Here is a 24059-nt window from a genome sequence, read left to right on the forward strand (position 1 = left end):
TCGGTCGCAGAACCGACCGGGTGGCCACCACCGGACCCGGGGGCCACGGGAACCGTCCGCACGGCCTCGGTCAGGCTGAGGCCGTCTTCTTGCCCCGTGTCGCTCCGCCGCGTCCACGGAGAGTGACCCCGGACTCGCTGAGCATCCGGTGGACGAACCCGTAGGACCGGCCGGTTTCCTCGGCCAGCGCCCGGATGCTCGCACCGGAGTCGTACTTCTTCTTCAGGTCTGCCGCGAGCTTGTCGCGCGCGGCGCCGGTAACCCGGCTGCCCTTCTTCAGAGTCTCGGCCACCCGTGCCTCCTCATGGGAAGTGCGCTCTGGACTTCTCATGATCACCCCTCCCGCGCTTCCTGGCCACCCATTCGGCAAGGTCCGCGCAACAAGCTTCCGCTTCCGAGCGGCGATCCGGCGGCGCGGAATGCCTCATTCCGGCTGGGCTTGGACATATCACGTCCCGAAAGTCGAGATGAAGCGCCAGGTTAGAGCTGTGTTCCGGGTCACATACGGAAAAAGGCCCGCCCCTTGGGGGGCGAACCTTGATCCCGTGCCTGACACACCGGGGTACGAGACGCACTCACTCAGATTGAGGATCACGCGTAAGCCGAATGATCCAGCGGAAGTGGATCAGTGGATGGATCTTGCCCGGGAGCCCGCCGGACGGGCCCGCCGGCGCGCGCCGCGCGTGCTCAGGCGAGGGCGACGAGGTCCGCGTAGTCCGGGCCCCACAGGTCCTCGACGCCGTCCGGCAGCAGGATGATCCGCTCCGGCTGCAACGCCTCGACGGCGCCCTCGTCGTGGGTGACCAGGACGACCGCGCCCTTGTAGGTGCGCAGCGCGCCCAGGATCTCCTCGCGGCTCGCGGGGTCGAGGTTGTTGGTGGGCTCGTCGAGCAGCAGGACGTTGGCCGAGGAGACGACGAGGGTGGCGAGCGCCAGACGGGTCTTCTCACCGCCGGAGAGGACCCCGGCCGGCTTGTCGACGTCGTCGCCGGAGAAGAGGAAGGAGCCGAGCGTCTTGCGCACCTCGACGAGGTCGAGGTCCGGCGCGGAGGAGCGCATGTTCTCCAGGACCGTGCGGTTGGGGTCGAGCGTTTCGTGCTCCTGCGCGTAGTAGCCCATCTTGAGGCCGTGGCCCGGGGTGACCTCGCCGGTGTCCGGCTTCTCCGCGCCGGCCAGCAGCCGCAGCAGCGTCGTCTTGCCGGCGCCGTTGAGGCCGAGGATGACCACGCGCGAGCCCTTGTCGATGGCCAGGTCGACGTCGGTGAAGATCTCCAGCGAGCCGTACGACTTCGACAGGCCCTCCGCCGTCAGCGGCGTCTTGCCGCACGGCGCGGGCTCGGGGAAGCGCAGCTTGGCGACCTTGTCGGAGACGCGGACCGCCTCGAGGCCCGAGAGCAGGCGCTCGGCGCGCTTGGCCATGTTCTGCGCCGCGACGGTCTTGGTGGCCTTGGCGCGCATCTTGTCGGCCTGCGAGTTGAGGGCCGCCGCCTTCTTCTCGGCGTTCTGGCGCTCGCGCTTGCGGCGCTTCTCGTCGGCCTCGCGCTGCTGCTGGTAGAGCTTCCAGCCCATGTTGTAGACGTCGATCTGGGCGCGGTTGGCGTCCAGGTAGAAGACCTTGTTCACGACCGTCTCGACCAGGTCGACATCGTGGGAGATCACGATGAAGCCGCCCCGGTAGGACTTGAGGTAGTCCCGCAGCCAGACGATGGAGTCGGCGTCGAGGTGGTTGGTCGGCTCGTCCAGGAGCAGGGTGTCGGCGTCGGAGAAGAGGATCCTGGCGAGTTCGATGCGGCGGCGCTGACCACCGGAGAGGGTGTGCAGCGGCTGGCCGAGGACCCGGTCGGGCAGGCCGAGGGCCGCGGCGATGGTGGCGGCCTCCGCCTCGGCCGCGTACCCGCCCTTGGTCAGGAACTCCGTCTCCAGGCGCTCGTACTTCTTCATCGCCTTCTCGCGGGTGGCGCCCTTGCCGTTCGCCATGCGGTCCTCGTTCTCGCGCATCTTGCGCAGGACTTCGTCGAGGCCCCGGGCGGACAGGACACGGTCACGGGCGAGCACGTCGAGGTCGCCGGTGCGCGGGTCCTGCGGCAGGTAGCCGACCTCGCCCGAGCGCGTGATGGTGCCGGCGGCCGGGATGCCCTCGCCGGCCAGGCACTTGGTGAGCGTGGTCTTGCCCGCTCCGTTGCGGCCGACCAGGCCGATGCGGTCGCCCTTGGCGACGCGGAAGGACGCGGACTCGATGAGGACTCGGGCGCCGGCGCGCAGCTCGATGCCGGTGGCGGTGATCACGGAAAGACTCCAGGGCGGTATGGACGGCGGAGGGGACGGCAAGAGGCGCCGCGCGAAGCGCGTCCTTGACAGGGCGTGGGGGCGACGGCGGGCGTGGAGGTCGACGCCGCCTAATGCACAAGGAGAATTGCCATGGGGTCAATTCTAACGGGGCCGTGCAACCCGGTTTCCGCCACCGTCCCCGGGGCCTCGCCCAACAGGCCGTCGCCCGGCTGAGCGCGCCCCCGGGCGCGGTCCCTGACACACGGAGCGTGGTGGCCGACGTGGCAAAACGGGCGTGGCGCGCCGGGCTGGCCCATACTCGGGGTGACCTTTTTGACACGCGGGGTCATCCCGGGCGGACCGCCCTCGCGCCGTCCGGTGGCCCCAGGACGCGGGGGGTTCGCCCATGCAGTTCGACGACGACGCCGATCTCGACACCTCCGAGGTCAACGATGCCCGGGGCAGTCGGATCCCGGGCGGGCGAGCCACGGTCGGCGGCGGAATCGTCGGGGTCGTCGCGCTGCTGCTGGGCCTGTTCTTCGGCGTGGGCCCCGAACAGCTGGGACTCTCCTCCGACACCACCACCCCGGGCGCGCGCTCGTCCTCGCAGGCGCAGGTCAACCAGAGCTGCCGTACGGGCTCGGACGCCAACACCAAGGACGACTGCCGCATCGTGGCGGTCGTCAACAGCGTGCAGGACTACTGGAGCCAGGAGCTCCCGCGCCGCGGCTCCCGGTACTCCTCGGCGCGGACGGTCTTCTTCACCGGCGGGGTCAACACCGCGTGCGGGACGGCCACTTCGGCGGTCGGCCCCTTCTACTGCCCGGGCGACCGGCAGGTCTATCTCGACCTGGGCTTCTTCGACGAGCTGCGGACGAAGTTCGGTTCGAGCGGCGGTCCCTTCGCGCAGGCGTATGTGGTGGCGCACGAGTACGGCCACCACATCCAGAACCTGACGGGCACCCTGAGCCGGTCGCAGGACGGGCGCCGGGGGGCCGAAAGCAACGCGGTGAAGGTGGAGCTCCAGGCCGACTGCTACGCCGGGGTGTGGGCGCGCCGCGCGACGACGACTCCGGACAAGGCGAGTGGCCGTCCGCTGCTCGCGCGCCTCACCGACCAGGACATCAAGGACGGCCTCGACGCGGCGGCCGCCGTGGGCGACGACCGCATCCAGCAGAAGTTCCAGGGCCGGGTCACCCCGGAGACCTGGACGCACGGCTCGGCGCACCAGCGTCAGCAGTGGTTCTACACCGGCTACCGCGCGGGCGACATGGCCCGCTGCGACACCTTCGCGCGCTGAAACCGGGTGCCGGGGCGTTGTCAGTGCCGGGTGCGAGACTGAGATCCAGGTCACAGTCAGCTACTTGGACCGGAAGGAGTGATCGGGATGACCGTGTGTCCGACGATCCTGTACGACGACGCGAAGGCAGCGATCCGCCAGCTCAAGGACGCCTTCGGCTTCACGGAGGTGTGCGCGTACGAGGCGGAGGACGGCAGCGTGATGCATGCCGAGCTGTCCTACGGGACGGGCGTGGTGATGCTCGGCTCCAAGGGCCGGGGCGGCCTCTTCGCCCGGACGATGGCGGACGCGGGCCCGGCGGGGGTGTACGTGGTGGTGAGCGATGTGGACGCGCACCACAAACGCGCCGCCGAACGGGGCGTGGAGATCCTGATGGAACCGACGGATCAGGACTACGGCTCGCGGGACTACATGGCGAGGGACGCGGAGGGCAACGTGTGGAGCTTCGGTACGTATGCGCCGGGAGGTGGGGAGTGAGGCGGGGGCGCTGAGGGGGACGGGGTGCGGGGCGGCGCGGGCGAGCGAGCCCGGCGTCGGGCGAGCGAGCCCGACCTCGGGCGGTGAGCCCGGTGCTCGCGCGGTGAGCCCGGCGCCGCGCGGCCGTCGCGGGCGGCCGCGGTGCTCACGCGGGCCCGCGCGGTGCTCACGCGGGGCCGGCGCGGTAAGGCGGCGTGCTCGGGTGGGCCCGGTTCGCGCGATGGGCGCCGGGTGCTGAACGGGGCGGCCCCGGGCGTGAGTTGAGGGAGCGGGGTGCCCCGGCCGTTGGCCGGGGCGGCGCTTCGCGCGTCGCGTGTCGCTAGACGGATCCCGTGTGCACCTGGAAGGCCGCGCGGCGCACCGCCTTGGCGAGGGCCGGGTCGGGGTGGGCCGCCGCGAGGGCGACCAGGACCTGCACGGTCCGGGGATGCCCGACGGCCCGTACCTCCTCCAGGAGCGCGGGGACGGTGCCCTGGACCGCCGAGTCGAGGTGGCGCACCAGGAGTTCGCTCTCGCCGTGGTCGGCCACGGCGGCGGCCGTGTCGACCCAGAGCCAGGTGGAGTCCTCACGGGACAGGACGGCGAGGACGTCCTCCGGGTCGCCGCCCTCATGCTCGGCGAGCCACAGCAGGGCGTAGGGCCGCAGGCACGTCTCGGTCACGGCGGTGCGCACCGCGGCCTCTGCGGGCGCGCCCACGACCCGCAGCGCCTCGAAGGCGAGCCCGCGCAGCAGGGCGTCGTCGCCCCGGGCGACGTCGAGGAGTTCGGTGACCGCGCCCGCGACGGTGCGGGCGGCGGTCCAGGCGCGGTACTCGGCGCGGGCCGGGCCGGGGGTCAGGCCCGCGCAGCCGCGCAGCATGTCCTCGGCGGACTGCTCGATGTTGCCGGCCGGGCTCTGCGCGGCGACGCAGATCTGTTCCAGTTTGACCCAGACCGCCCAGTTGCCGAGCGGCGTCAACGTGGCCTGGTCCTCGCCGAGGACGAGCGCGCCGACGGCGGCCAGGCCGGCCAGCGCCCAGCCGAGCAGGTGGGCGAGGTTCGGCGGTGTGGCGGCGGGATCGGGCGGGGGGACCGGGCCCGGCACGGGGCCCGGCTTGGACCCGTAGGGCACCTCGCAGCGTTCCTCGCGCAGTTCGGCCACGCGCTGTTCGAGCAGATCGAGCAGCGCCGGCATGAGCACGGGCCCGTTGGAGAGCTGGAGGAGGGAGAGCACTTGCGGGATGGCCTCGACGACCTCGGCGACCGCCGTGGGGGCGATGTCGTCCGGGGCGGGGCGCACCAGGGACCAGGCGTCGAACAGGGCGACCCAGCCGCGCAGGACGGCCGCGTCGTCGCGGTCCCAGGCGCGCAGCCGCCAGCCGGGGCGCACCGTGGCGCCGTGCAGCTCGACGAGGCCCGCGAGCCGGGCCCGGTCCCAGGCGGCCCGCACCCGGCCCGGCGCGAGGCCGAGCGCCGCCGCTGCCCGTTCGGTGACCCCCTCGGGCAGCGGACCGGGACGGCCGGGGCCGGAGGTGGCGCCGCCCAGGCGCTGGGCCTCGGTCCAGCGGGCGACGCGTACGGCGTCGGCCAGCACCGCCCTGGCCTGGCGGGCCAGTTCGCCGGCGGCGGGGGTGCCCGCGGGCGGCCTCGGCGCGGGCCGGGTGCGCCGGTCGGACACGGCTCGGCGGGCGGCGGCGAGGGGCCGGGCCTGCATCGGGTGCGGAGCGCGGACAAGCCGCAGTCTGGAGTCGCGCGGCAACTTCTCTTCAGGCTTCCGGGACGTCACGCATGCAGTCTTCCCGCTCACTGCCCGAAAGCCCAAACGGAATGGGCCGTGCCCGTCACGCCGGAGGCGTCAGGGGCGGCCGGGGGCCCGGGGGCCGGCGCGGCGAACACCACGGATCGCGCGCCGGCCGAAACGCTCAAACGGAACCGGCCGCGCCGCTGCGGCCCCCGGGGCCGCTATGAGGGGCCGTCACATGAGGGGCGTGAGGAAGCGGCGCAGGATTTCCTCGTAGCCGGACGGGTCGGCGTTCCACATCGAGGCGTGCGGGGCGTCGGCGACGGTGTGCAGGGTGACCAGGTCCGGGCGCCGCTCGGCCAGTTGCCGGGAGGGCCCCCAGGGGGCCAGCGTGTCGCCGGGGCCGTGGAAGAGCAGGGTGGGCACGCGCAGGGCGCGGGGGTCGACGGCCTCGCGCAGGCGGTCGCCGCCCAGGCCGGTGCGGCCCTGGGCGGCCCGCACGGCGAGCGGCAGCAGCGGGCCCGGGGTGCGGCGGGCCGCGGCGAGGGCGCGCAGGGTGAACTCCCAGTCGAGGACGGGCGAGTCGAGGACGACGCCGCTGACGCGTTCGCGCTGGGCGCAGCGGGCGGCGGCGTGCAGGGCCATCGTGGCACCGGTGGACCAGCCGTACAGGATGACGTTCTGGGCCCCCGAGCGCAGGGCGTAGCGGATCGCGGCGTCCAGGTCGCGCCATTCGGAGTCGCCGAGGTGACCGAGGCCGTCCGGGGAGCGGGGGGCGCCCTCGTCGCCCCGGTAGGCGAGGCAGAGCACCGGAAGCTGCTGGCCGTGCAGGAACTCCAGGACGTTCAGGGGGTGTTCGCGGGTGGTGCCGAGGCCGTGCACGGCGATCACCCAGGTGGCGCGGGCGGCGGGCACGAACCAGGCGGGCAGCGGCCCGAGTTCGGAAGCGATCTCGGCATCGCGGTACTCGATGCCGAGGGCCGCGCTCGGGGTGCCCCGGTGGAGCTGGGGGGTGAACCTGACCCGGTCCCCCGCCACGAGGACGCCGCGCGTGACCCGTTCGAGGCGGCGCACGACCGTGTCGGCGGTGTCCGAGGCCCCCTCGATGACGTCGCCGACGACGGCATGGACCTCGTCACCGTCGCCCGCGAGGCCGTAGATCCCCGGGCGCAGCGAGGCGAGCGCTCTGGTCAGGGTGACGCGGCCGGGTTCGGTGGCGTGCACGGTGAGGCGGCGGCCCGAGGGCAGCGGGCGGCCGGGCGGCGCCTTGAGGGCGGCGTCGCTTGCGAAGCGTCCGGCGACGACCGCTGCCGCGCCGACGCCGATGGCTGTGGTGACGGCCGCTGCCGTCTTCGTAGCGGGGCGCACCCGACCAGTCTCCGGGTCCGAGCGCCCCGGTGCCAGTGGGCGGGGCCCGCCGAAGCCGCCCGTCACCGGCTCAGCGCAACCCGGCCCGCCCGCGCCGGGCCCGCCTCAGGGCTGTCCGTAGCCGCCGAGCCGCCGGCCGGCCTCGTCGAGCTGGGCGGGGCTGAGCAGGGACGGAGCGTGCCCGGGCACCGCCGCGGCGGTGAGCCAGACCCGGCACATCCACTCCAGTTGGGCGGTGCGGTCGTAGGCCTGCGCGAGGCTGTTTCCGTACGTGAGGGTTCCGTGGTTGCGCAGGAGGCATCCGGTGCGCCCCTCCAGTGCCTTCAGCGTGTGGCCGGCCAGTTCCTCACTTCCGTACAGGGCGTACGGGGCGACCCGGACCGGGCCGCCGAGGGCCGCCGCCATGTAGTGGATCAGCGGCAGTTCGGGCACCAGCGTGGAGACGGCGGTGGCGTGCACGGCGTGGGTGTGGACGACGGCACGGGCGTCGGTGTCGCAGTAGACGGCCAGGTGCATCGGGAGTTCGCTGGTGGGCTTGAGCGTGCCCCTGACCTGACGGCCGTCGAGGTCCACGGCGACGGTGTCGGCGGGCCCGAGGCGGTCGTAGGGGACGCCGGTCGGGGTGATGAGGACCCGTTCGCCGACGCGTACCGACACATTGCCCGAGGTGCCGACGACCAGGCCTTCGGCCGCGGTCCTGCGCGCGGTGTCGATCAGTTCGGCCCAGGCCCCGGCGATGGCCGCCTCGTCGTCGCTCATGCGGCTGATCCTGCCAGGGCGCGGGCGGCCGGGGTACGGGCCGGTGGGTGATCTTCCACTAGCCTCGCGGTGTTTTGTTCCCTACCTCGCGATTCGGGGGGATTCATGGCGCGCGAGCGTGGTCCGCTGGCCCGCAGGGCCCGTGCGCTGGGCGCCCCGCGCGGGTGGCTCGCGGCCCTGGTGCTCGGCTGTACGGCGCTCACGGCGCTGCCCGGCGCGCGGGCCGCCGGCAGACCGGCCGGCCACGACGTCTCCTCGCACCAGGGGGACGTCGACTGGGCGTCCGCGCGGAGCCGGGGTGCTTCTTTCGTGTACGTGAAGGCGACCGAGTCGACGTCGTACCGCAATCCCTCCTTCGGGCAGCAGTACGGCGGCGCGCTGCGGGCGGGGCTGCTCCGGGGGGCCTACCACTTCGCGGTGCCCGACCAGTCCTCCGGCCGCGCGCAGGCCGCCTTCTTCGTGACCAACGGCGGCGGCTGGCGGGACGACGGCCGGACCCTGCCGCCGGCCGTCGACCTGGAGCACAATCCGTACGGCAAGGACGCCAAGGACGCGAGAGCCGGCAAGGACGCCAAGGGCGCAGGCGGCGACGCCTGTTACGGACTGACCCCGGCCGCCATGAGCACCTGGATCGCCGCGTTCAGCGACGAGGTGCGGCTGCGCACCGGCCGCCGGCCCGTGATCTACACGAGCACCGCGTGGTGGAACGCCTGCACCGGCCACAGCCGGGCCTTCGCCGGGGACCACCCCCTGTGGCTCGCCCGGTACGCCGCCACCCCGGGCGCGCTGCCGGCGGGCTGGTCGTACTGGACGTTCTGGCAGCACGCGAACGGGAGCGGAATCCTGCCGGGTGACCAGGATCTCTTCAACGGGACTCCCGAGCAGCTGAAACGGTTCGCGGCCGGGCGCTGAACCGGCCCCGGCGGGCCGGGCGGGCACCGGAACCGGCCATGGACACCACTGCGCCCGTCCCAGTTCACCTTCCGTTCATTCAGGTTACTTACGTTCGTCCCGCCACTGACGTCGAACGATTGCCTGGGTAAATGGAACACATCACGCTGCTGCTCGCGATTGTGATCGTGACAGCTCTAGTGTTCGATTTCACGAACGGTTTCCACGACACCGCCAACGCGATGGCCACCACCATCTCGACCGGCGCCCTGAAGCCCAAGACGGCGGTCGCCATGTCCGCCGCGCTCAACCTCGTCGGCGCGTTCCTGTCGGTGGAGGTCGCCAAGACGATCTCCGGCGGGATCATCGACGAAAAGGGAATCCGCACCGAGGTCATCTTCGCGGCCCTGGTCGGCGCCATCCTGTGGAACCTGCTGACCTGGCTGCTCGGGCTGCCCTCCAGCTCGTCGCACGCCCTGTTCGGCGGCCTCATCGGCGCCGCGGTCATGTCGGCCGGCTGGTCCTCGGTCCACGGCTCCACCGTCGTCACCAAGGTGCTGCTGCCCGCCGTCGCCGCCCCGGTCGTCGCCGGCATCGCCGCGATGCTGGCCACCAGGCTCACCTACCGGCTCAACCGGAACACCGACGAGAAGGCCACCGCCAAGGGTTACCGCGTGGGCCAGATCGCCTCGGCCGGTCTCGTCTCGCTCGCCCACGGCACCAACGACGCCCAGAAGACGATGGGCATCATCACCCTCGCCCTGGTCACCGGCGGCGTGCTGCACCCGGGCGCCAACCCCCCGCTGTGGGTCATCGTCTCGGCGGGCCTGGCCATCGCGCTGGGCACCTACCTCGGCGGCTGGCGCATCATCCGCACCCTGGGCAAGGGCCTGACCGAGCTGCGCCCGCCGCAGGGCTTCGCCGCCCAGACCGGCGCCGCCACCGTCATCCTGGCCTCCTCGCACATCGGCTTCTCGCTCTCCACCACCCAGGTCTGCTCCGGCTCGGTCATGGGCGCGGGCCTCGGCCGCAAGGGCGGTGTGGTCCGCTGGTCCACCGCGACCCGGATGGCCGTTGCCTGGATCCTGACGCTGCCGGCCGCCGCCGTCGTCGGGGCGGGCGCGGAATTCCTGACCCAGCAGGGCACCTGGGGCATCGCCGCCGTCGCCGTCCTCCTGATCGCCGGCTCGGGCATCATCTGGAAGCTCTCGCGCCGCCGGCCGGTCGGCCACGACGACGTCACCGCCGACAAGACCGCTCCGGCCGAGCCCGAGCCCGCCGGTGTCATCACCACCGCGATCGCCGCCGTCTCCCCGCCGCCCACCGGCGTCCTGCTCTCCGCCGCCGACCTCGCGGTCAGCGACCTCAGGGCCACGATCCAGGCCCCGGCCCCGGTGGCCCCCGCCGACCCGCCCACCCCGGCCGCGGTCTGACCGGCACCGACCAGGTACAGGTAAGGAATCCTCATGCACATCGACTGGGCGGCCCTCGGCTCCGTCTTCGGCGTCAGCCTCGCGGTGACCGTCGGCCTGGTGGGCCTGTTCACCCTCGGCGTCGTCGGCCTCGCCAAGCGGGAGGCCGCGACCTCGGGATCCGGCAACGTGCTGGTGGCCCGCACCACCGCGTACGCCTGCTTCGCGCTCTGCGCGGCGGCCGTGGCGTACGGGATCCATCTGATCGTCGCCTGACCCGGCGCCCGGGGCCCCACGGGGCTGCTCCCGGCACCGCGCGCACCCCGCCAACCGCCCTTCGGCCCCCGGCCGGAGGGCGCTCGCGCGTGCGCCGGGACACGCTCTCGCGCCGCAGGTCAACGGCAAGTTGACGGCTGTTCTCGGGGCGTGGTGGACTGCACCGGCCAGCTACGGCGGCAGGAGAGGAAGCCGGTGCGAATCCGGCGCGGTCCCGCCACTGTCACCGGGGAGCGATCCCCGCGAGCCAGGAACTCTCACCGCCGGTCACGTCGAACCAGGGCGCGGACACCCTGAGTGAGGACACACCGCCATGCGCGCCTGCCCACCGAGACTTTCCGGCCCCTTCCGCGACGCCCCGGCGCGCTGAGCATGCGGGCCGATCGCACCTTCGCCTACGGCGTCACCGCCGGTCTCGTCGCCGACCTCCTGCTCGGCGACCCGCGCCGGGGCCATCCGGTCGCCGCGTTCGGCCGGGCCTCGGCCGCCGTGGAGCGCGCGCTGTGGCGCGACCACCGGGGCCGGGGCGCGCTGCACACCCTGGTCTGCGCGGGCGGTGCCACCGCCGGCGCGGCCCTTGTCTCCCGCGCCCTGCGCGGCCGCCCCCGGGCGAGCCTGGCCCTGACCGCCGCCGCCACCTGGACCGTGGTCGGTGGCACCTCGCTCGGCCGCGAGGCGCGGGCCATCGGGGGCGCGCTCGCCGCCGGCGACGTGGCGGCGGCCAGGGAGCGGCTGCCGCATCTGTGCGGCCGCGACCCGCGGTCCCTGGACGCCGACGGCGTCGCGCGGGCGGTGGTCGAGTCGGTCGCCGAGAACACCTCCGACGCCGTCGTCGGGGCGCTGGTGTGGGGCGCGCTCGCGGGTGTGCCCGGTCTCGTGGGTTTCCGGGCGGTCAACACGCTGGACGCGATGGTCGGGCACAAGTCGGACAAGTACCGCAAATATGGCTGGGCTTCGGCACGCCTCGACGACGTGGCGGGCTGGCCGGGCGCCCGGCTCACCGCCGTCCTCGCGGCGCTCGCGGGCCCCGACCCCCGGGGCGCGGTACGGGCCTGGCGCGCCGACGCGGGCCGCCACCCCAGCCCCAACGCCGGCCCCGTCGAGGCCGCGTTCGCCGGCGCGCTCGGCGTGCGGCTCGGCGGCACGCTCTCCTACGCGGGGCGGGTGGAGCACCGGCCGGTCCTGAACGCGCCGGGCCGGGCCGTCGCCGTCGCGGACATCGAACGGGCCGTACGGCTCTCGCGCCGGGTCGGCTGGCTGACGCTGGCCACCGCCGTGGCGACGAGGGCCGCTGTGAGGAAGGGACGTACATGGGTGGCGGGCTGCTGATCGCGGGCACGACATCGGACGCCGGCAAGAGCGTCGTGACGGCCGGGATCTGCCGGTGGCTGGTGCGCCGGGGCGTCAAGGTCGCGCCGTTCAAGGGCCAGAACATGTCGCTGAACTCGTTCGTCACGCGTGAGGGCGCGGAGATCGGCCGGGCGCAGGCGATGCAGGCACAGGCCGCCCGGGTGGAGCCGAGCGCGCTGATGAACCCGGTGCTGCTCAAGCCCGGCAGCGACCGCTCGAGCCAGGTCGTCCTGATGGGCAGGCCGGTCGGCGAACTGAGCGCCCGCGGGTTCTTCGGCTCTTCGGGCCCCGCGTCCGCCACCGCGCCGCACCAGGGCGGCCGCGAGGCGCTGCTCGGCACCGTCCTTGACTGCCTGGCCGAGCTGCGGGGCACGTATGACGCCGTGATCTGCGAAGGCGCGGGCAGCCCGGCCGAGATCAATCTGCGGCGCACCGACATCGTCAACATGGGCATCGCGCGGGCCGCCCGGCTGCCGGTCGTGGTGGTCGGCGACATCGACCGGGGTGGCGTCTTCGCCTCGTTCTTCGGCACGACGGCGCTCCTGAGCCCCGAGGACCAGGCGCTGGTCGCCGGCTACGTCGTCAACAAGTTCCGGGGCGATGTGACGCTCCTTGAGCCCGGCATCGAGATGCTGCGCGGGCTCACCGGACGCCACACCTACGGGATCCTGCCCTACGCCCACGGCCTCGGCATCGACGAGGAGGACGGGCTCAGGGTGTCGATGCGCGGCGCCGTGCGGGAGTCCGTGGTGGCGCCGCCCGTCGGCGAGGACGTGCTGCGGATCGCGGTGTGCGCGGTGCCGCTGATGAGCAACTTCACCGACGTGGACGCCCTTGCCGCCGAGCCCGGCGTGGTCGTGCGGTTCGTGGACCGGCCCGAGGAACTGGCCGACGCCGACCTCGTGGTGGTGCCGGGCACGCGCGGCACCGTGCGCGCCCTGGCCTGGCTGCGCGAGCGCGGGCTCGCGGCGGAACTCGCCCGCAGGGCCGCCGAGGGCCGCCCGGTGCTCGGGATCTGCGGCGGGTTCCAGCTGCTCGGTGAGCACATCGAGGACGACGTCGAGTCGAAGGCCGGCTCGGTGCCCGGACTCGGCCTGCTGCCCGTGCGGGTGCGGTTCGCCGCCGAGAAGACCCTGGCGCGCCCTGTCGGCACGGCGCTGGGCGAGCGCGTCGAGGGGTACGAGATCCACCACGGCGTCGCCCAAGTCCTGGGCGGCGAAGCCTTCTTGGACGGGTGCCGGGTCGGTCCCGTCTGGGGCACGCACTGGCACGGCTCCCTGGAGAGCGACGGCTTCCGGCGCCGCTTCCTCGAACAGGTCGCGCGGGACGCGGGCCGCCGCTTCGTGCCCGCGCCCGACACCTCCTTCGGGACGCTGCGCGAGGAACAGCTCGACCGGCTCGGCGACCTGATCGAGGAACACGCCGACACCGAGGCCCTGTTGCGGCTGATCGAGCAGGGTCCGCCCAAGGGCCTTCCCTTCATCCCGCCCGGAGCGCCATGACCACCCCCCTGCGCCCACCGCGTACAGCACTACTCCAAGGAGAGATCGGCCCATGAGCACCCGGTATCCGTTCACCGCCGTCGTCGGCATGGACGACCTGCGCCTCGCGCTGCTCCTGAACGCCGTCAGCCCCGCGGTGGGCGGTGTCCTCGTGCGGGGCGAGAAGGGCACCGCGAAGAGCACCGCCGTGCGCGCGCTCGCGGATCTGCTGCCCGAGGTCGCGGTCGTGCCGGGCTGCCGCTTCAGCTGCGACCCCGCCGCGCCCGACCCGGACTGCCCCGACGGGCCGCACGAGAACGGTCCCGGCGCCGCCCGCGCGGCCCGCATGGTCGAGCTGCCCGTCGGCGCCTCCGAGGACCGTCTGGTGGGCGCGCTCGACATCGAGCGGGCGCTCGGCGAGGGCGTGAAGGCCTTCGAGCCGGGCCTGCTCGCGGACGCCCACCGCGGCATCCTGTACGTCGACGAGGTCAACCTGCTCCACGACCACCTCATCGACCTGCTGCTCGACGCCGCCGCCATGGGCTCCTCCTACGTCGAGCGCGAGGGCGTCTCGGTGCGGCACGCCGCGCGGTTCCTGCTGGTGGGCACGATGAACCCCGAAGAGGGCGAGCTGCGGCCGCAGTTGCTCGACCGGTTCGGCCTGACCGTCGAGGTCGCCGCGTCGCGCGAGCCCGAGCAGCGCGTGGAGGTGGTGCGCCGGCGCCTGGCGTACGACGACGACCCGGCCGCGTTCGCCACGCGCTGGGCCGACGAGGAGGACGCGCTGCGCGGGCGGATCGTGGCGGCGCGGGAGTTGCTGCCCTCGGTCGTGCTCGGCGACGCGGTCCTTCTCCAGATCGCGGCGACCTGCGCCGCGTTCGAGGTGGACGGCATGCGCGCCGACATCGTGATGGCGCGCACCGCGACCGCGCTCGCCGCGTGGGCCGGGCGCACCGAGGTGACGAGCGAGGACGTCCGGCAGGCGGCGCTGCTCGCGCTGCCGCACCGGCGCAGGCGCAACCCCTTCGACGCGCCGGGCCTGGACGAGGACAAGCTCGACGAGACCCTGGAGCGGTTCCAGGGCGACCAGGGCGCCGAGAGCGACGACGATCCCGATCCCGACCCGGGCCCCGAGGGCCCCGGCGGCGGGGGCGGGGGCGGCGGGGTGCCGCCGCAGGGCGACTCCCCCGAGAGCCCCGCCGACTCCCCCGAGCGGGACGGATCGCCGGACTCCCCCGACGACGCGCGGCCGCCCGCCGCTCCCGCCCCTGCCCAAGGACCCGGCGAGCGCGCCGCGGTGAAGGCCGCCGAGCCGTTCCGTACGAAGATGCTGAGCGTGCCGGGGCTCGGCGAGGGCGCGGCGGGCCGGCGCTCGCGGGCCCGCACCGACCACGGCCGCACCACCGGTTCGCGCCGGCCCCAAGGGGCGCTGACCAAGCTGCACTTGACGGCGACGGTGCAGGCGGCCGCCCCGCACCAGCGGGCCAGGGGCCGCTCAGGGCGGGGTCTCGTGGTGCGCCGCGACGATCTGCGCCAGGCCACCCGCGAGGGCCGCGAGGGCAACCTCGTGCTCTTCGTGGTGGACGCGTCCGGTTCGATGGCGGCGCGGCAGCGGATGAGCGCGGTCAAGGGCGCGGTGCTCTCGCTGCTCCTCGACGCCTACCAGCGCCGCGACAAGGTCGGCCTGATCACCTTCCGCGGCAAGGACGCCGAGCTCGCGCTGCCGCCCACCTCGTCGGTGGACGCGGCGGCCGCCCGGCTCGAAACGCTGCCCACGGGCGGGCGCACCCCGCTCGCGGCGGGACTGCTGCGCGCCCATGACGTGCTGCGGGTGGAGCGCCTTCGCGATCCCTCGCGCCGCCCGCTGCTGGTCGTCGTCACCGACGGCCGCGCGACGGGCGGCCCCGAGCCGGTGGCGCTGGCGGGACGGGCCGCGCGCCTGCACGCCGCCGAGGGCACCGCGTCGGTGGTGGTGGACTGCGAGTCGGGGATGGTGCGGCTCGGGCTCGCGGGTGAGCTCGCCCGTGAACTCGGTGGCGGCGCCGTCACGTTGGACGAGCTGCGGGCGGACTCCATCGCCGGGCTCGTCAAGGATGTCCAGGGAACTTCGAGGAGGGCCGCGTAATGCCGCAGGGACAGGTCAGTGTCGTACCCGAGGATGGTCTGACGACCCGTCAGCGCCGCAACAGGCATCTGGTCATGGTGCACACGGGCGTCGGCAAGGGGAAGTCGACGGCGGCGTTCGGGATGGCGCTGCGCGCCTGGAACCAGGGCTGGCCCGTCGGGGTTTTCCAGTTCGTGAAGTCGGCGAAGTGGAAGGTCGGCGAGGAGAACGCGCTCAAGGTGCTCGGCGCCTCCGGCGAGGGCGGCGTGGTGGACTGGCACAAGATGGGCGAGGGCTGGTCGTGGATCCAGCGCGAGACCGCCGAGGGCGAGCCCACCCACGAGGAGAAGGCCCGCGAGGGCTGGGAGCAGGTCAAGCGGGACCTGGCCGCAGAGACGTACAAGTTCTACGTGCTCGACGAGTTCGCCTATCTGCTGCACTGGGGCTGGGTCGACGTCGAGGAGGTCGTCTCGGTCCTGCGTGAGCGCCCCGGCACCCAGCACGTGGTCATCACCGGCCGCAACGCCCCCGAGCAGCTGGTGGAGTTCGCGGATCTGGTCACCGACATGTCCAAGGTCAAGCACCCGATGGACGCCGGTCAGAAGGGCCAGCGGGGCATCGAGTGGTAGCACGTCTCGTCATCGCGGCCCCCGCGTCGGGCAGCGGCAAGACCACCGTGGCGACGGGCCTGATGGCCGCGTTCGCGCGCTCCGGGCTCGCCGTGTCCCCGCACAAGGTGGGGCCCGACTACATCGACCCCGGCTACCACGCGCTCGCGACCGGACGCCCCGGCCGCAACCTGGACGCGTACATGTGCGGGCCCGAGCTGATGGCCCCGCTGTTCGCGCACGGTTCGCGCGGCTGCGACCTGGCCGTCATCGAGGGCGTGATGGGCCTGTACGACGGGGCGAGCGGGCTGGGCGAGCTCGCCTCCACCGCCCAGGTCGCCAAGCTCCTGCGCGCCCCGGTGGTGCTCGTGGTGGACGCCTCCTCGCAGTCGCGTTCGGTGGCCGCGCTCGTGCACGGCTTCGCGTCCTGGGACCCCCAGGTGCGCATCGGTGGCGTGATCCTCAACAAGGTGGGCTCCGACCGGCACGAGGCGCTGCTGCGCGAGGCGATGGAGGACGTGGGCGTGCCGGTCCTCGGCGCCCTGCGCCGCGCCCCCCAGGTCGACACCCCCTCCCGCCACCTGGGCCTGGTCCCGGTCGCGGAGCGGCGTGGGGACGCGGTGGACGCGGTGGCGGCGATGGGGGAACAGGTGCGGGCGGGCTGCGACCTGGAGGCCCTGCTCGCGCTGGCCCGGTCGGCTCCGCCGCTGGAAGCGCAACCATGGGAGCCGGCCCATGACTCCGGCCCCGGAACCGGGACCGGGACGCGGCGGCCCGTCATCGCCGTCGCCGGCGGCTCCGCCTTCACGTTCTCCTACGCCGAGCACACCGAACTGCTCGCCGCCGCCGGCGCGGACGTCGTCACCTTCGACCCGCTCAAGGACGAACAACTCCCCGACGGGACAAGCGGGCTGGTGATAGGCGGTGGCTTTCCCGAGGTGTACGCGGCCGAGCTGTCCGCCAACGAACGACTCCGCGAGGCCGTGACCGAGCTCGCCCGCTCGGGGGCGCCGGTGGCCGCCGAGTGCGCGGGCCTGCTCTACCTGGCCCGCTCCCTGGACGGGCTGCCCATGTGCGGGGTGCTCGACGCCGACGCGCGGATGTCGGGCCGCCTCACCCTCGGCTACCGGGAGGCGGTCGCGGTGGCCGACAACAGCCTGGCCGTCGCCGGGACGCGGCTGCGCGGCCACGAGTTCCACCGCACCGTCATCGAGCCGGGGGCGGGCACGGACCCCGCGTGGGGCGTGGTGCATCCCGAGCGCCGCGTCGAGGGCTTCGTGCGCCGAGGTGTGCACGCCAGCTATCTGCACACGCACTGGGCGGCCCGCCCGGAGGTGGCCCACCGGTTCGCGGGGGCCTGCGCGCGATGACGTACTCATCCTGCGGCGCCCACCACCAGCCAGATGAACCCCACGCCCGCGACGGTGCACAGCAGCGTCGACAGGGCGGGGTGCTCGTGGTGGGCCTCGGGAAGGATCTCGGCGGCGGCCAGGTAGAGCAGGACGCCGCCGAAGAAGCCCAGATACCCGCCGAGCAGCTGCTCCGGAAGGGTGAACAGGAGGGTCGAGGCGGCCCCCACCATCGGGGCCAGCGCGTCGGCGAACAGCATCACGAGCGCCTTGCGCTTCTCGTTCCCGTACAGGCTGGTGATCGTGTACGTGTTGAAGCCGTCGGCGAAGTCGTGGGTGATGACCGCGAGGGCCACCGCCACGCCCATCCCCGCGCCCACCTGGAAGGCGGCGCCGATCGCGACGCCGTCCATCAGGCTGTGGCCGACCATCGCGGAGGCCACCGTGACGCCCACCTGCGGCGCCCGGTGCTCGCCCGCCCCGTGCGCGGCCTGGCGCACCGCGAGCACCCGCTCCACGACGTGCGCGAAGAGGAAGCCGGCCACGAACAGGAGCAGCGCGCGCGGCACCCCGAAAAGGTCCTCGCCCGCCGCGTCGAGAGCTTCCGGCAGCAGGTCGAGACCGACCACGCCGAGCATGAGGCCGCCCGCGAGGCCGAGCACCAGATGGCGCCGGTCGGTGACCCGCTGGGCGGTCCAGCCGCCCACCAGGGTCATCAGGAACGCGCCGAGCGCGACGATTACCGCCATGGGCCCTTGCTAGCCGAGGGTGCCCGTACTCCGCATGTCCACTCCCTCCCGCGCCGCCCCGCGCCGGCGCTCTGAGCGGGTGCCCGGCATGACGGCGTCGGACACCTCCCCCGGCCCGGGCGCACGCGGTGGCAGGGGGCCGCTCGTCGTGGGTGTCGGCGCCTCCACGGGCGTGCCAGCCGGCGAAGTGCTCGCGCTGATCGGGGCCGCCCTGACACGGGCGGGGCTCGATCCCCGTGCCGTCGCGTCCCTCGCCACCCTGGACACCAAGGCGCGCGAGCCCGGGATCGTCGCGGCCGCGGCGCGGCTCGGGGTGCCCGTCCTCACCTACAGCGCCGCCGAGCTGGCGAGGGTGGCGGTGCCGCACGGCTCGGCGGCGGCGCTCGCGGCGGTCGGCACACCGTCCGTGGCCGAGGCGGCCGCGCTCGCCGGCGGCGGCCAACTGCTCGTGCCCAAGCAGAAGTCGAGCGACGCGGGGGGCCCCGGCGGGGCGACGTGTGCGATCGTACGTCGACCCCACCTCCGGCCGTCCGCCGACGGGCGCGACGCACCCCCCACCAGGAGCGAGGAAGCCATGCCCATCCCCACCACCGAGGTCCCCCTCGATCTGCGCCACCACGGCGACGCCGAGGTACGCGACGACGGCGGCACGCTGATCGATCTCGCGGTGAACGTACGCACCGGCACTCCCCCGGCGTGGCTGCGCGAGCGGATCGCCCAGTCGCTGACCGGGCTCGCCGCCTACCCCGACGGGCGGGCCGCGCGCGCGGCGGTGGCGGCGCGGCACGGCGTCGCTGCGGAACGGGTGCTCCTGACGGCGGGCGCGGCGGAGGCGTTCGTGCTCATCGCCCGGGCTCTGACGTTCCGTCACGCGGTGGTGTTGCACCCGCAGTTCACCGAGCCGGAGGCGGCGCTGCGTGACGCGGGCCACGAGCTGCGGCGGGTCCTGCTCCGGGCCGAGGACGGCTTCCGGCTCGACCCGGGCGCGGTGCCCGACGAGGCGGACCTGGTGGTGATCGGCAACCCGACCAACCCCACGTCCGTCCTTCACCCGGCCGCGACACTGGCCCAACTCGCGCGCCCCGGACGGACGTTGGTGGTCGACGAGGCGTTCATGGACGCCGTGCCGGGCGAGCGCGAGGCGCTGGCCGGCCGCACCGACCTGCCCGGACTCCTCGTGCTGCGCAGCCTGACCAAGACGTGGGGCCTCGCCGGGCTGCGGATCGGCTACGCGCTGGGCGAGCCGGAGACGATCGCGGCGCTCCAGCGCGCCCAGCCACTGTGGCCGGTGTCGACCCCGGCGCTGGTGGCGGCCGCCGCCTGCGTGGAGCCGCGCGCGCTTGCGGAGGCGGAGGCGGCCGCCGTACGCGTCGCCGAGGACCGGGCCCATCTCCTGGCCGGGCTCGCGGAGTTCGACGAGGTCCGGGTGGTCGAGCCGGCCGACGGCCCGTTCGTGCTCGTACGGATCGAGGGCGCGGCCGAGGTCAGGAAGCGGCTGCGGGGGCTGGGCTTCGCGGCGCGGCGCGGCGACACGTTCCCGGGCCTGGGTCCGCAGTGGCTGCGCCTCGCGGTCCGCGACCGCACCACGACGAACCACTTCCTCCAAACCCTGGACCAGGCCCTGACCCTGACCCACCCATGACCCCCTGGGTCCGACGCGGATGCCAAGGGACCCACCCCGAGCCCCGTCGCCCCGAGACCCGCCCGGCCCACCACCGGATGCCCAGGGGCACGAGGAACTGCGCGAGAAACGACCACAACCCACACCCGACCAACACCCTCGAAGCCCCAGAGCGAAAGGCCCAAAAGGACCCGCCCGGCCCACCACCGGATGCCCAGGGGCACGAGGAACTGCGCGAGCACCGACCACAACCCACACCCGACCAACACCCTCGAAGCCCCAGAGCAAAAGGCCCAAAAGGACCCGCCCGGCCCACCACCGGATGCCCAGGGGCGCGGGGAACTGCGCGAGAAACGACCACGACCCGCACTCGAATGACACCCTCCGGGCCCCGGGGGCGGCGGGGCCGGAAAGGCCCGCCCCCGCGACCCGGGCCGGGGCTGGGCGACGGGCCCGCCCCGTCAGCCCCGCACCCGCCGCCGCGCAGCGACAAGCACGCCCCCCACGAGCAACGTGGCCACACCCCCGACCACATACGGCGCAGCCGAACTCCCCCCGGTCTGCGCCAACTGGGCATCGCCGACGTTCTGCGTCTTCACCGCCGCCCCCACCACCGGCACCCCGTCCGGATCGGCCGCGACACCGCCGGGCCGGGGCTTGGCGGGCGCCGGCGCCCCCGAAGGCGTCTGGCAGGTAGCCTCCGCCAGCGTGACCTCGCCCTCGACGTCGGCGACGTTCAGATGGAGCGGATTGACCGAGACCTTGAGCTGAAGGGCGACGGCCGCCGCCGTGCGCGAGGTGGTCGTGGCCCGGGACAGGTCGAGACCGATCTCGCCGACCCCCGGCACCCGCACCCGCGTCGTACCGCCCGCCGTCAGCGTGACCTTCTGGCCCAGCACGGTCACCGCGCCCAGCACGTTCGACTTGGCGACCGGCGCGCGCCCCGCCTCACAGACCGCGCTGGACGTCACCTCGCCCACCTCCACGAGCGAGAGCAGCGGCAACCCCGGCAGATGGAGCCGGGCGTTGACCAGCCGGGCCGAACCCTCCGCCTTGGTCGCGTCCACGCTCGCCCTGGACGTGGCGACGTCGGCCTTCAGGACGTCGACGGGGTGCCCGCCGTCGACTCCGTCCAGCTTCACGCTCAGCGCGGTCCTCTCGGCGCTGGCCGGCGCCCGCACCTCGTTGAGCGTGGCCTTCAACGGCACGTCGAGGGACTTGTCGAGCAGGGAGACGTCGAGCCCCGTACGCAGTACTACGGCGCTCGCCCGGCCGCCGCCGTCGCCCTGGACGCCGGTGGCGTGCGCCGGCGCGGCGAGCAGCAGCGGACCGGCGGCCAGTGCCACGCAGGACGCGATCGCGAGGGATCGGCGCACGGCGGGCCCGGCGGCCGAACCGTCCACGGGCAGGCGGAAGTTGTCGCTGTTCAAAGTGGTGGAACCCCCACAGGAGACATGGCTGGCCGGACACCCGCCACGGGGACTCGTGGGATTCGTGGGACTGCCGCGAATCGAGGGGCGCGCCGGCGACTTGGGACACCGGAATCTTTACGCACGGAGAGTGAACTGGCGCTCACACGGCGCCAGTTCACCCCAAAGGGTGGTTTCCGCCCTCATATTCGATTTCTCCGGCACCAGGGCCCCCACGCGTCACCCCCGCCCCCGCCCGCAGCCCCGTACGCCCCCTGCCGCCCCGGCGTTCACCCCGGCGGGCCCATGAAGACCTTCAACGACGCGCCCCCGCCCCGCGTAACGTCCGGTCAACCGGATGACGGACCGACCCAGACCGAGCCGAGCCGGACCGGACCGAGCCGGGCCGGGCCGGGCGCTCAGCCCACCACGCGTCCGTTGAGCACGATCCGGCTCGGCGCCGCCAGGACCCGGACGTCCGCGCGCGGGTCCTGGTCGTAGACCACGAGGTCGGCCGGCGCACCCTCCTCAAGGCCCGGGCGCCCCAGCCAGGACCTGGCCCCCCAGGCCGTCGCGGAGAGCGCGTCCAGCGCCGGGATGCCCGCCGTGACCAGCTCGGCGACCTCGGCGGCGACCAGTCCGTGGGCCAGCGAGCCGCCCGCGTCCGTGCCGACGAAGACCGGCACCCCGGCGTCGTACGCCGCGCGCACGGTGTCGTAGCGGCGCTCGTGCAACCGCCGCATGTGGGCGGCCCAGTCGGGGAACTTGGCCTCGCCGCCGTCGGCCATGTGCGGGAACGTGGCGATGTTGACCAGCGTCGGCACGATCGCCACGCCCCGCTCGGCGAAGAGCGGGATGGTGTCCTCGGTCAGACCCGTGGCGTGCTCGACGCAGTCGATTCCCGCCTCGACCAGGTCCCGCAGCGAGTCCTCTGCGAAGCAGTGCGCGGTGACGCGGGCGCCGAGCCGGTGGGCCTCCTTGATCGCGGCCTCCACCTCGCCGCGCGGCCAGCAGGCGGCGAGGTCGCCGACGGCCCGGTCGATCCAGTCCCCGACCAGCTTGACCCAGCCGTCCCCGCGCCGCGCCTCGCGCGCCACGTACGCCACGAGGTCGCCCGGCTCGATCTCGTGCGCGTAATTGCGGATGTAGCGGCGGGTGCGGGCGATGTGCCGGCCGGCGCGGATGATCTTCGGCAGGTCCTCGCGGTCGTCGATCCAGCGGGTGTCGGAGGGCGAGCCCGCGTCGCGGATGAGCAGGGTCCCGGCGGCGCGGTCGGTCAGGGCCTGCTGCTCGCTCACCTCGTCGGGGACCGGGCCGTGCTGGTCGAGGCCGACGTGACAGTGCGCGTCGACCAGGCCGGGCAGCGCCCAGCCGGTCACGGTGACGGCCTCGCCCGGTGGCCGCTCATAGGTGATCCGCCCGTCGACCGCCCACAGTTCCTCCCGTACGTCCTCGGGCCCCACCAGGACGCGCCCCTTCACATGCACCACCGTGCGATCACTCATGCCCAGCACTGTACGAGGCGCTGGGTAGTCTCCCCCCAGAGGATCGAACACCCGAGCTGACCGAAGAAGGCACCGCCGTGACACACCCCCTCCTGGACCTCGCCCCGCTGACCGCAGGACGCTTCGCGGCGATCGAACGCCGGGTGGCCGCGCTGCTCGCCACCGAGCACGATGTGGTGATCACGCAGGGCGAGGCGCTGCTCCCCCTCGAGGGCTGCATCCGGGGCGCCGCCCGCCCGGGCTCCACCGCGCTCAACGTGGTGACGGGTCCCTACGGCCAGACCTTCGGCGACTGGCTGCGCGACTGCGGGGCCGAGGTCGTCGACCTGGAGGTGCCCTTCCACACGGCGGTGACCGCGGCGGAGATCGATCGAGCGCTCATCGATCATCCGGAGATCGATTTCGTTTCGCTCGTGCACGCGGAGGCAGCGACCGGCAATACGAACCCGGTCGCCGAGATCGGTGAGGTCGTGCGGCGGCACAGCGCCCTGTTCATGCTGGACGCGGTGGCGTCGGTGGCCGCCGAGCCGCTGCTCGTGGACGCCTGGGGCGTGGACCTGTGCGTGATCGGCGCGCAGAAGGCGATGGGCGGCCCGGCCGGCGTCTCGGCCGTCTCGGTCAGCCCCCGCGCCTGGGAGCGTCTGGCCGCCAACCCCAGCGCGCCGCGCCGCTCCTATCTCTCGCTCCTCGACTGGAAGCAGCGCTGGATCGACGCCGGCCGCAAGGCGCTGCCGCACGCTCCGGCGCAGCTGGAGATGCTGGCGCTCGACGCGTGCCTCGACCGCGTCGAGTCCGAGGGCCTGGCAACGGTGATGGCCCGGCACGCCTCGGCGGCCGCCGCGACCCGGGCCGGCGCCCTGGCGCTGGGCGGGGGCCTCACTCCGTACGTCCACGAGGCCCTGGACGCGGCTCCGGTGGCGACCACCCTGCGGGCGCCCGCGGGGGTCGACGCGTCCGAGCTGGTCACGAGGGCACTCGACACCGACCCGTCGCTGCCTCTGATCGCCGGCGGAGGGGCGCTGGCCTCGACGATGATCCGGGTCAACCACTACGGCGTGGACGCCACCCGCGAGGTGGTGCGCTCCTCGCTCGCCGCGCTCGGCACGGCGCTCGGCGCGTACGGGATCACGGTCGATCAGGAAGCCGCCCGCGAGGCCGTCCTCGAAACCTGGTGACACTTGCCTGGTAACACTTGCGCTGCGGCCCTCCGGCACACAAAGCTCAGACGCATAAAGCACAACTGAATTCCACAATACGTTCCACGGAACGGGAAGCTGCTTATTCACCGCAGCTTCCCGTTTTCTTATGCCCCGGGCTCTCCGCCTCAAACACACGGGTTTCAACAAGGTTTCCGGCGCGCTCGGCGGGTGTGATCGACTCCACAGCCGCACCCTTTTGTCCGGTAATACCCG

The 24059-nt window shown here is 73.8% G+C and carries 20 protein-coding genes and 1 riboswitch; of the genes, 12 read left to right on the forward strand and 8 right to left on the reverse strand.

Annotation, left to right across the window (positions count from 1 at the left end):
- Positions 1-70: 70 nt before the first annotated feature.
- Together ABR738_RS10115 and ABR738_RS10120 are read right to left on the reverse strand one after the other, a co-directional pair.
- Positions 71-292, reverse strand: a complete 222-nt coding sequence (locus tag ABR738_RS10115; protein ID WP_005477683.1) for a helix-turn-helix domain-containing protein — start codon at positions 290-292, stop codon at positions 71-73.
- 395 nt (positions 293-687) lie between these two features.
- Positions 688-2286: an ABC-F family ATP-binding cassette domain-containing protein gene (locus ABR738_RS10120; RefSeq protein ID WP_350229636.1), complete on the reverse strand. Its 1599-nt coding sequence runs from the start codon at positions 2284-2286 to the stop codon at positions 688-690.
- A 388-nt stretch (positions 2287-2674) separates the two neighbouring features.
- Here ABR738_RS10120 and ypfJ point away from each other — a divergent pair, with 388 nt between their 5' ends.
- Positions 2675-3568 carry a KPN_02809 family neutral zinc metallopeptidase gene (gene ypfJ, locus ABR738_RS10125; RefSeq protein ID WP_350229637.1) on the forward strand — a complete coding sequence of 298 codons (894 nt, stop codon included), beginning with the start codon at positions 2675-2677 and terminating at the stop codon, positions 3566-3568.
- Between the two features lie 87 nt (positions 3569-3655).
- On the forward strand, positions 3656-4045 hold the full coding sequence (locus tag ABR738_RS10130) for a VOC family protein (protein WP_350229638.1): 390 nt from the start codon (positions 3656-3658) through the stop codon (positions 4043-4045).
- 319 nt (positions 4046-4364) lie between these two features.
- On the opposite strand, the gene ABR738_RS10135 is transcribed toward ABR738_RS10130, so the two are convergent.
- The 3 genes from ABR738_RS10135 to ABR738_RS10145 all read right to left on the reverse strand — a co-directional run bounded on the left by ABR738_RS10135 (position 4365) and on the right by ABR738_RS10145 (position 7892).
- Positions 4365-5738, reverse strand: coding sequence for a hypothetical protein (locus ABR738_RS10135; protein WP_350234508.1), 1374 nt, complete (start codon positions 5736-5738; stop codon positions 4365-4367).
- A 261-nt stretch (positions 5739-5999) separates the two neighbouring features.
- Positions 6000-7133: an alpha/beta hydrolase gene (locus ABR738_RS10140; protein ID WP_350229639.1), complete on the reverse strand. Its 1134-nt coding sequence runs from the start codon at positions 7131-7133 to the stop codon at positions 6000-6002.
- Positions 7134-7238: 105 nt separating this feature from the next.
- Positions 7239-7892, reverse strand: coding sequence for a class II aldolase/adducin family protein (locus tag ABR738_RS10145; protein ID WP_350229640.1), 654 nt, complete (start codon positions 7890-7892; stop codon positions 7239-7241).
- Between the two features lie 105 nt (positions 7893-7997).
- Here ABR738_RS10145 and ABR738_RS10150 point away from each other — a divergent pair, with 105 nt between their 5' ends.
- The 8 genes from ABR738_RS10150 to ABR738_RS10185 all read left to right on the forward strand — a co-directional run bounded on the left by ABR738_RS10150 (position 7998) and on the right by ABR738_RS10185 (position 17384).
- Positions 7998-8804: a lysozyme gene (locus ABR738_RS10150; RefSeq protein WP_350229641.1), complete on the forward strand. Its 807-nt coding sequence runs from the start codon at positions 7998-8000 to the stop codon at positions 8802-8804.
- A 131-nt stretch (positions 8805-8935) separates the two neighbouring features.
- A complete protein-coding gene (locus ABR738_RS10155) occupies positions 8936-10216 on the forward strand; it encodes an inorganic phosphate transporter (RefSeq protein ID WP_350229642.1) in 1281 nt (426 codons plus the stop codon).
- A gap of 33 nt (positions 10217-10249) precedes the next feature.
- Entirely contained in the window at positions 10250-10471 is a 222-nt protein-coding gene (locus ABR738_RS10160; protein WP_350229643.1) for a hypothetical protein, read from the forward strand.
- 185 nt (positions 10472-10656) lie between these two features.
- A riboswitch (cobalamin riboswitch) is annotated at positions 10657-10728 on the forward strand.
- Positions 10729-10843: 115 nt separating this feature from the next.
- Positions 10844-11800, forward strand: a complete 957-nt coding sequence (locus ABR738_RS10165; RefSeq protein ID WP_350229644.1) for a cobalamin biosynthesis protein — start codon at positions 10844-10846, stop codon at positions 11798-11800.
- The gene (locus ABR738_RS10170; protein WP_350229645.1) at positions 11782-13323 is read left to right on the forward strand and encodes a cobyric acid synthase; all 1542 of its coding nucleotides are present in this window, start codon (positions 11782-11784) and stop codon (positions 13321-13323) included. The genes ABR738_RS10165 and ABR738_RS10170 overlap by 19 nt, the downstream gene beginning before the upstream one ends.
- A gap of 52 nt (positions 13324-13375) precedes the next feature.
- Positions 13376-15427 (forward strand): putative cobaltochelatase, encoded by a 2052-nt coding sequence (locus tag ABR738_RS10175; protein WP_350229646.1) that lies wholly within the window; start codon positions 13376-13378, stop codon positions 15425-15427.
- The gene (gene cobO / locus ABR738_RS10180) at positions 15427-16035 is read left to right on the forward strand and encodes a cob(I)yrinic acid a,c-diamide adenosyltransferase (RefSeq protein ID WP_350229647.1); all 609 of its coding nucleotides are present in this window, start codon (positions 15427-15429) and stop codon (positions 16033-16035) included. Before ABR738_RS10175 ends, cobO begins: the two co-directional genes overlap by 1 nt.
- Complete coding sequence (locus ABR738_RS10185; protein WP_350229648.1) at positions 16029-17384, forward strand: cobyrinic acid a,c-diamide synthase CobB; 1356 nt, start codon at positions 16029-16031, stop codon at positions 17382-17384. The genes cobO and ABR738_RS10185 overlap by 7 nt, the downstream gene beginning before the upstream one ends.
- Positions 17385-17389: 5 nt before the next feature.
- Here ABR738_RS10185 and ABR738_RS10190 read toward each other — a convergent pair whose 3' ends face one another.
- A complete protein-coding gene (locus tag ABR738_RS10190) occupies positions 17390-18112 on the reverse strand; it encodes a ZIP family metal transporter (protein ID WP_350229649.1) in 723 nt (240 codons plus the stop codon).
- Between the two features lie 88 nt (positions 18113-18200).
- Between ABR738_RS10190 and cobC the strand changes: the two genes are divergently transcribed.
- Positions 18201-19754 carry an Rv2231c family histidinol phosphate aminotransferase CobC gene (gene cobC, locus ABR738_RS10195; protein WP_350234509.1) on the forward strand — a complete coding sequence of 518 codons (1554 nt, stop codon included), beginning with the start codon at positions 18201-18203 and terminating at the stop codon, positions 19752-19754.
- 440 nt (positions 19755-20194) lie between these two features.
- On the opposite strand, the gene ABR738_RS10200 is transcribed toward cobC, so the two are convergent.
- A complete protein-coding gene (locus ABR738_RS10200) occupies positions 20195-21163 on the reverse strand; it encodes an SCO1860 family LAETG-anchored protein (RefSeq protein ID WP_502964062.1) in 969 nt (322 codons plus the stop codon).
- Between the two features lie 398 nt (positions 21164-21561).
- Positions 21562-22647, reverse strand: coding sequence for an amidohydrolase family protein (locus ABR738_RS10205; RefSeq protein ID WP_350229650.1), 1086 nt, complete (start codon positions 22645-22647; stop codon positions 21562-21564).
- A 77-nt stretch (positions 22648-22724) separates the two neighbouring features.
- Here ABR738_RS10205 and ABR738_RS10210 point away from each other — a divergent pair, with 77 nt between their 5' ends.
- Complete coding sequence (locus ABR738_RS10210; protein ID WP_350229651.1) at positions 22725-23822, forward strand: pyridoxal-phosphate-dependent aminotransferase family protein; 1098 nt, start codon at positions 22725-22727, stop codon at positions 23820-23822.
- Positions 23823-24059 lie beyond the last annotated feature (237 nt).

This window comes from Streptomyces sp. Edi4 (assembly GCF_040253615.1).
In the GTDB taxonomy this organism is placed as follows: domain Bacteria; phylum Actinomycetota; class Actinomycetes; order Streptomycetales; family Streptomycetaceae; genus Streptomyces.

What these genes read in the sequence shown, in the direction of transcription:
- ypfJ (WP_350229637.1), top strand. Translation starts at nt 2,675, where the DNA reads ATGCAGTTCGACGACGACGCCGATCTCGACACCTCCGAGGTCAACGAT.
- ABR738_RS10130 (WP_350229638.1), top strand. Translation starts at nt 3,656, where the DNA reads ATGACCGTGTGTCCGACGATCCTGTACGACGACGCGAAGGCAGCGATC.
- ABR738_RS10135 (WP_350234508.1), bottom strand. Translation starts at nt 5,738, where the DNA reads ATGCAGGCCCGGCCCCTCGCCGCCGCCCGCCGAGCCGTGTCCGACCGG.
- ABR738_RS10145 (WP_350229640.1), bottom strand. Translation starts at nt 7,892, where the DNA reads ATGAGCGACGACGAGGCGGCCATCGCCGGGGCCTGGGCCGAACTGATC.
- ABR738_RS10150 (WP_350229641.1), top strand. Translation starts at nt 7,998, where the DNA reads ATGGCGCGCGAGCGTGGTCCGCTGGCCCGCAGGGCCCGTGCGCTGGGC.
- ABR738_RS10155 (WP_350229642.1), top strand. Translation starts at nt 8,936, where the DNA reads ATGGAACACATCACGCTGCTGCTCGCGATTGTGATCGTGACAGCTCTA.
- ABR738_RS10160 (WP_350229643.1), top strand. Translation starts at nt 10,250, where the DNA reads ATGCACATCGACTGGGCGGCCCTCGGCTCCGTCTTCGGCGTCAGCCTC.
- ABR738_RS10165 (WP_350229644.1), top strand. Translation starts at nt 10,844, where the DNA reads ATGCGGGCCGATCGCACCTTCGCCTACGGCGTCACCGCCGGTCTCGTC.
- ABR738_RS10170 (WP_350229645.1), top strand. Translation starts at nt 11,782, where the DNA reads ATGGGTGGCGGGCTGCTGATCGCGGGCACGACATCGGACGCCGGCAAG.
- ABR738_RS10175 (WP_350229646.1), top strand. Translation starts at nt 13,376, where the DNA reads ATGAGCACCCGGTATCCGTTCACCGCCGTCGTCGGCATGGACGACCTG.
- cobO (WP_350229647.1), top strand. Translation starts at nt 15,427, where the DNA reads ATGCCGCAGGGACAGGTCAGTGTCGTACCCGAGGATGGTCTGACGACC.
- ABR738_RS10190 (WP_350229649.1), bottom strand. Translation starts at nt 18,112, where the DNA reads ATGGCGGTAATCGTCGCGCTCGGCGCGTTCCTGATGACCCTGGTGGGC.
- cobC (WP_350234509.1), top strand. Translation starts at nt 18,201, where the DNA reads ATGACGGCGTCGGACACCTCCCCCGGCCCGGGCGCACGCGGTGGCAGG.
- ABR738_RS10205 (WP_350229650.1), bottom strand. Translation starts at nt 22,647, where the DNA reads ATGAGTGATCGCACGGTGGTGCATGTGAAGGGGCGCGTCCTGGTGGGG.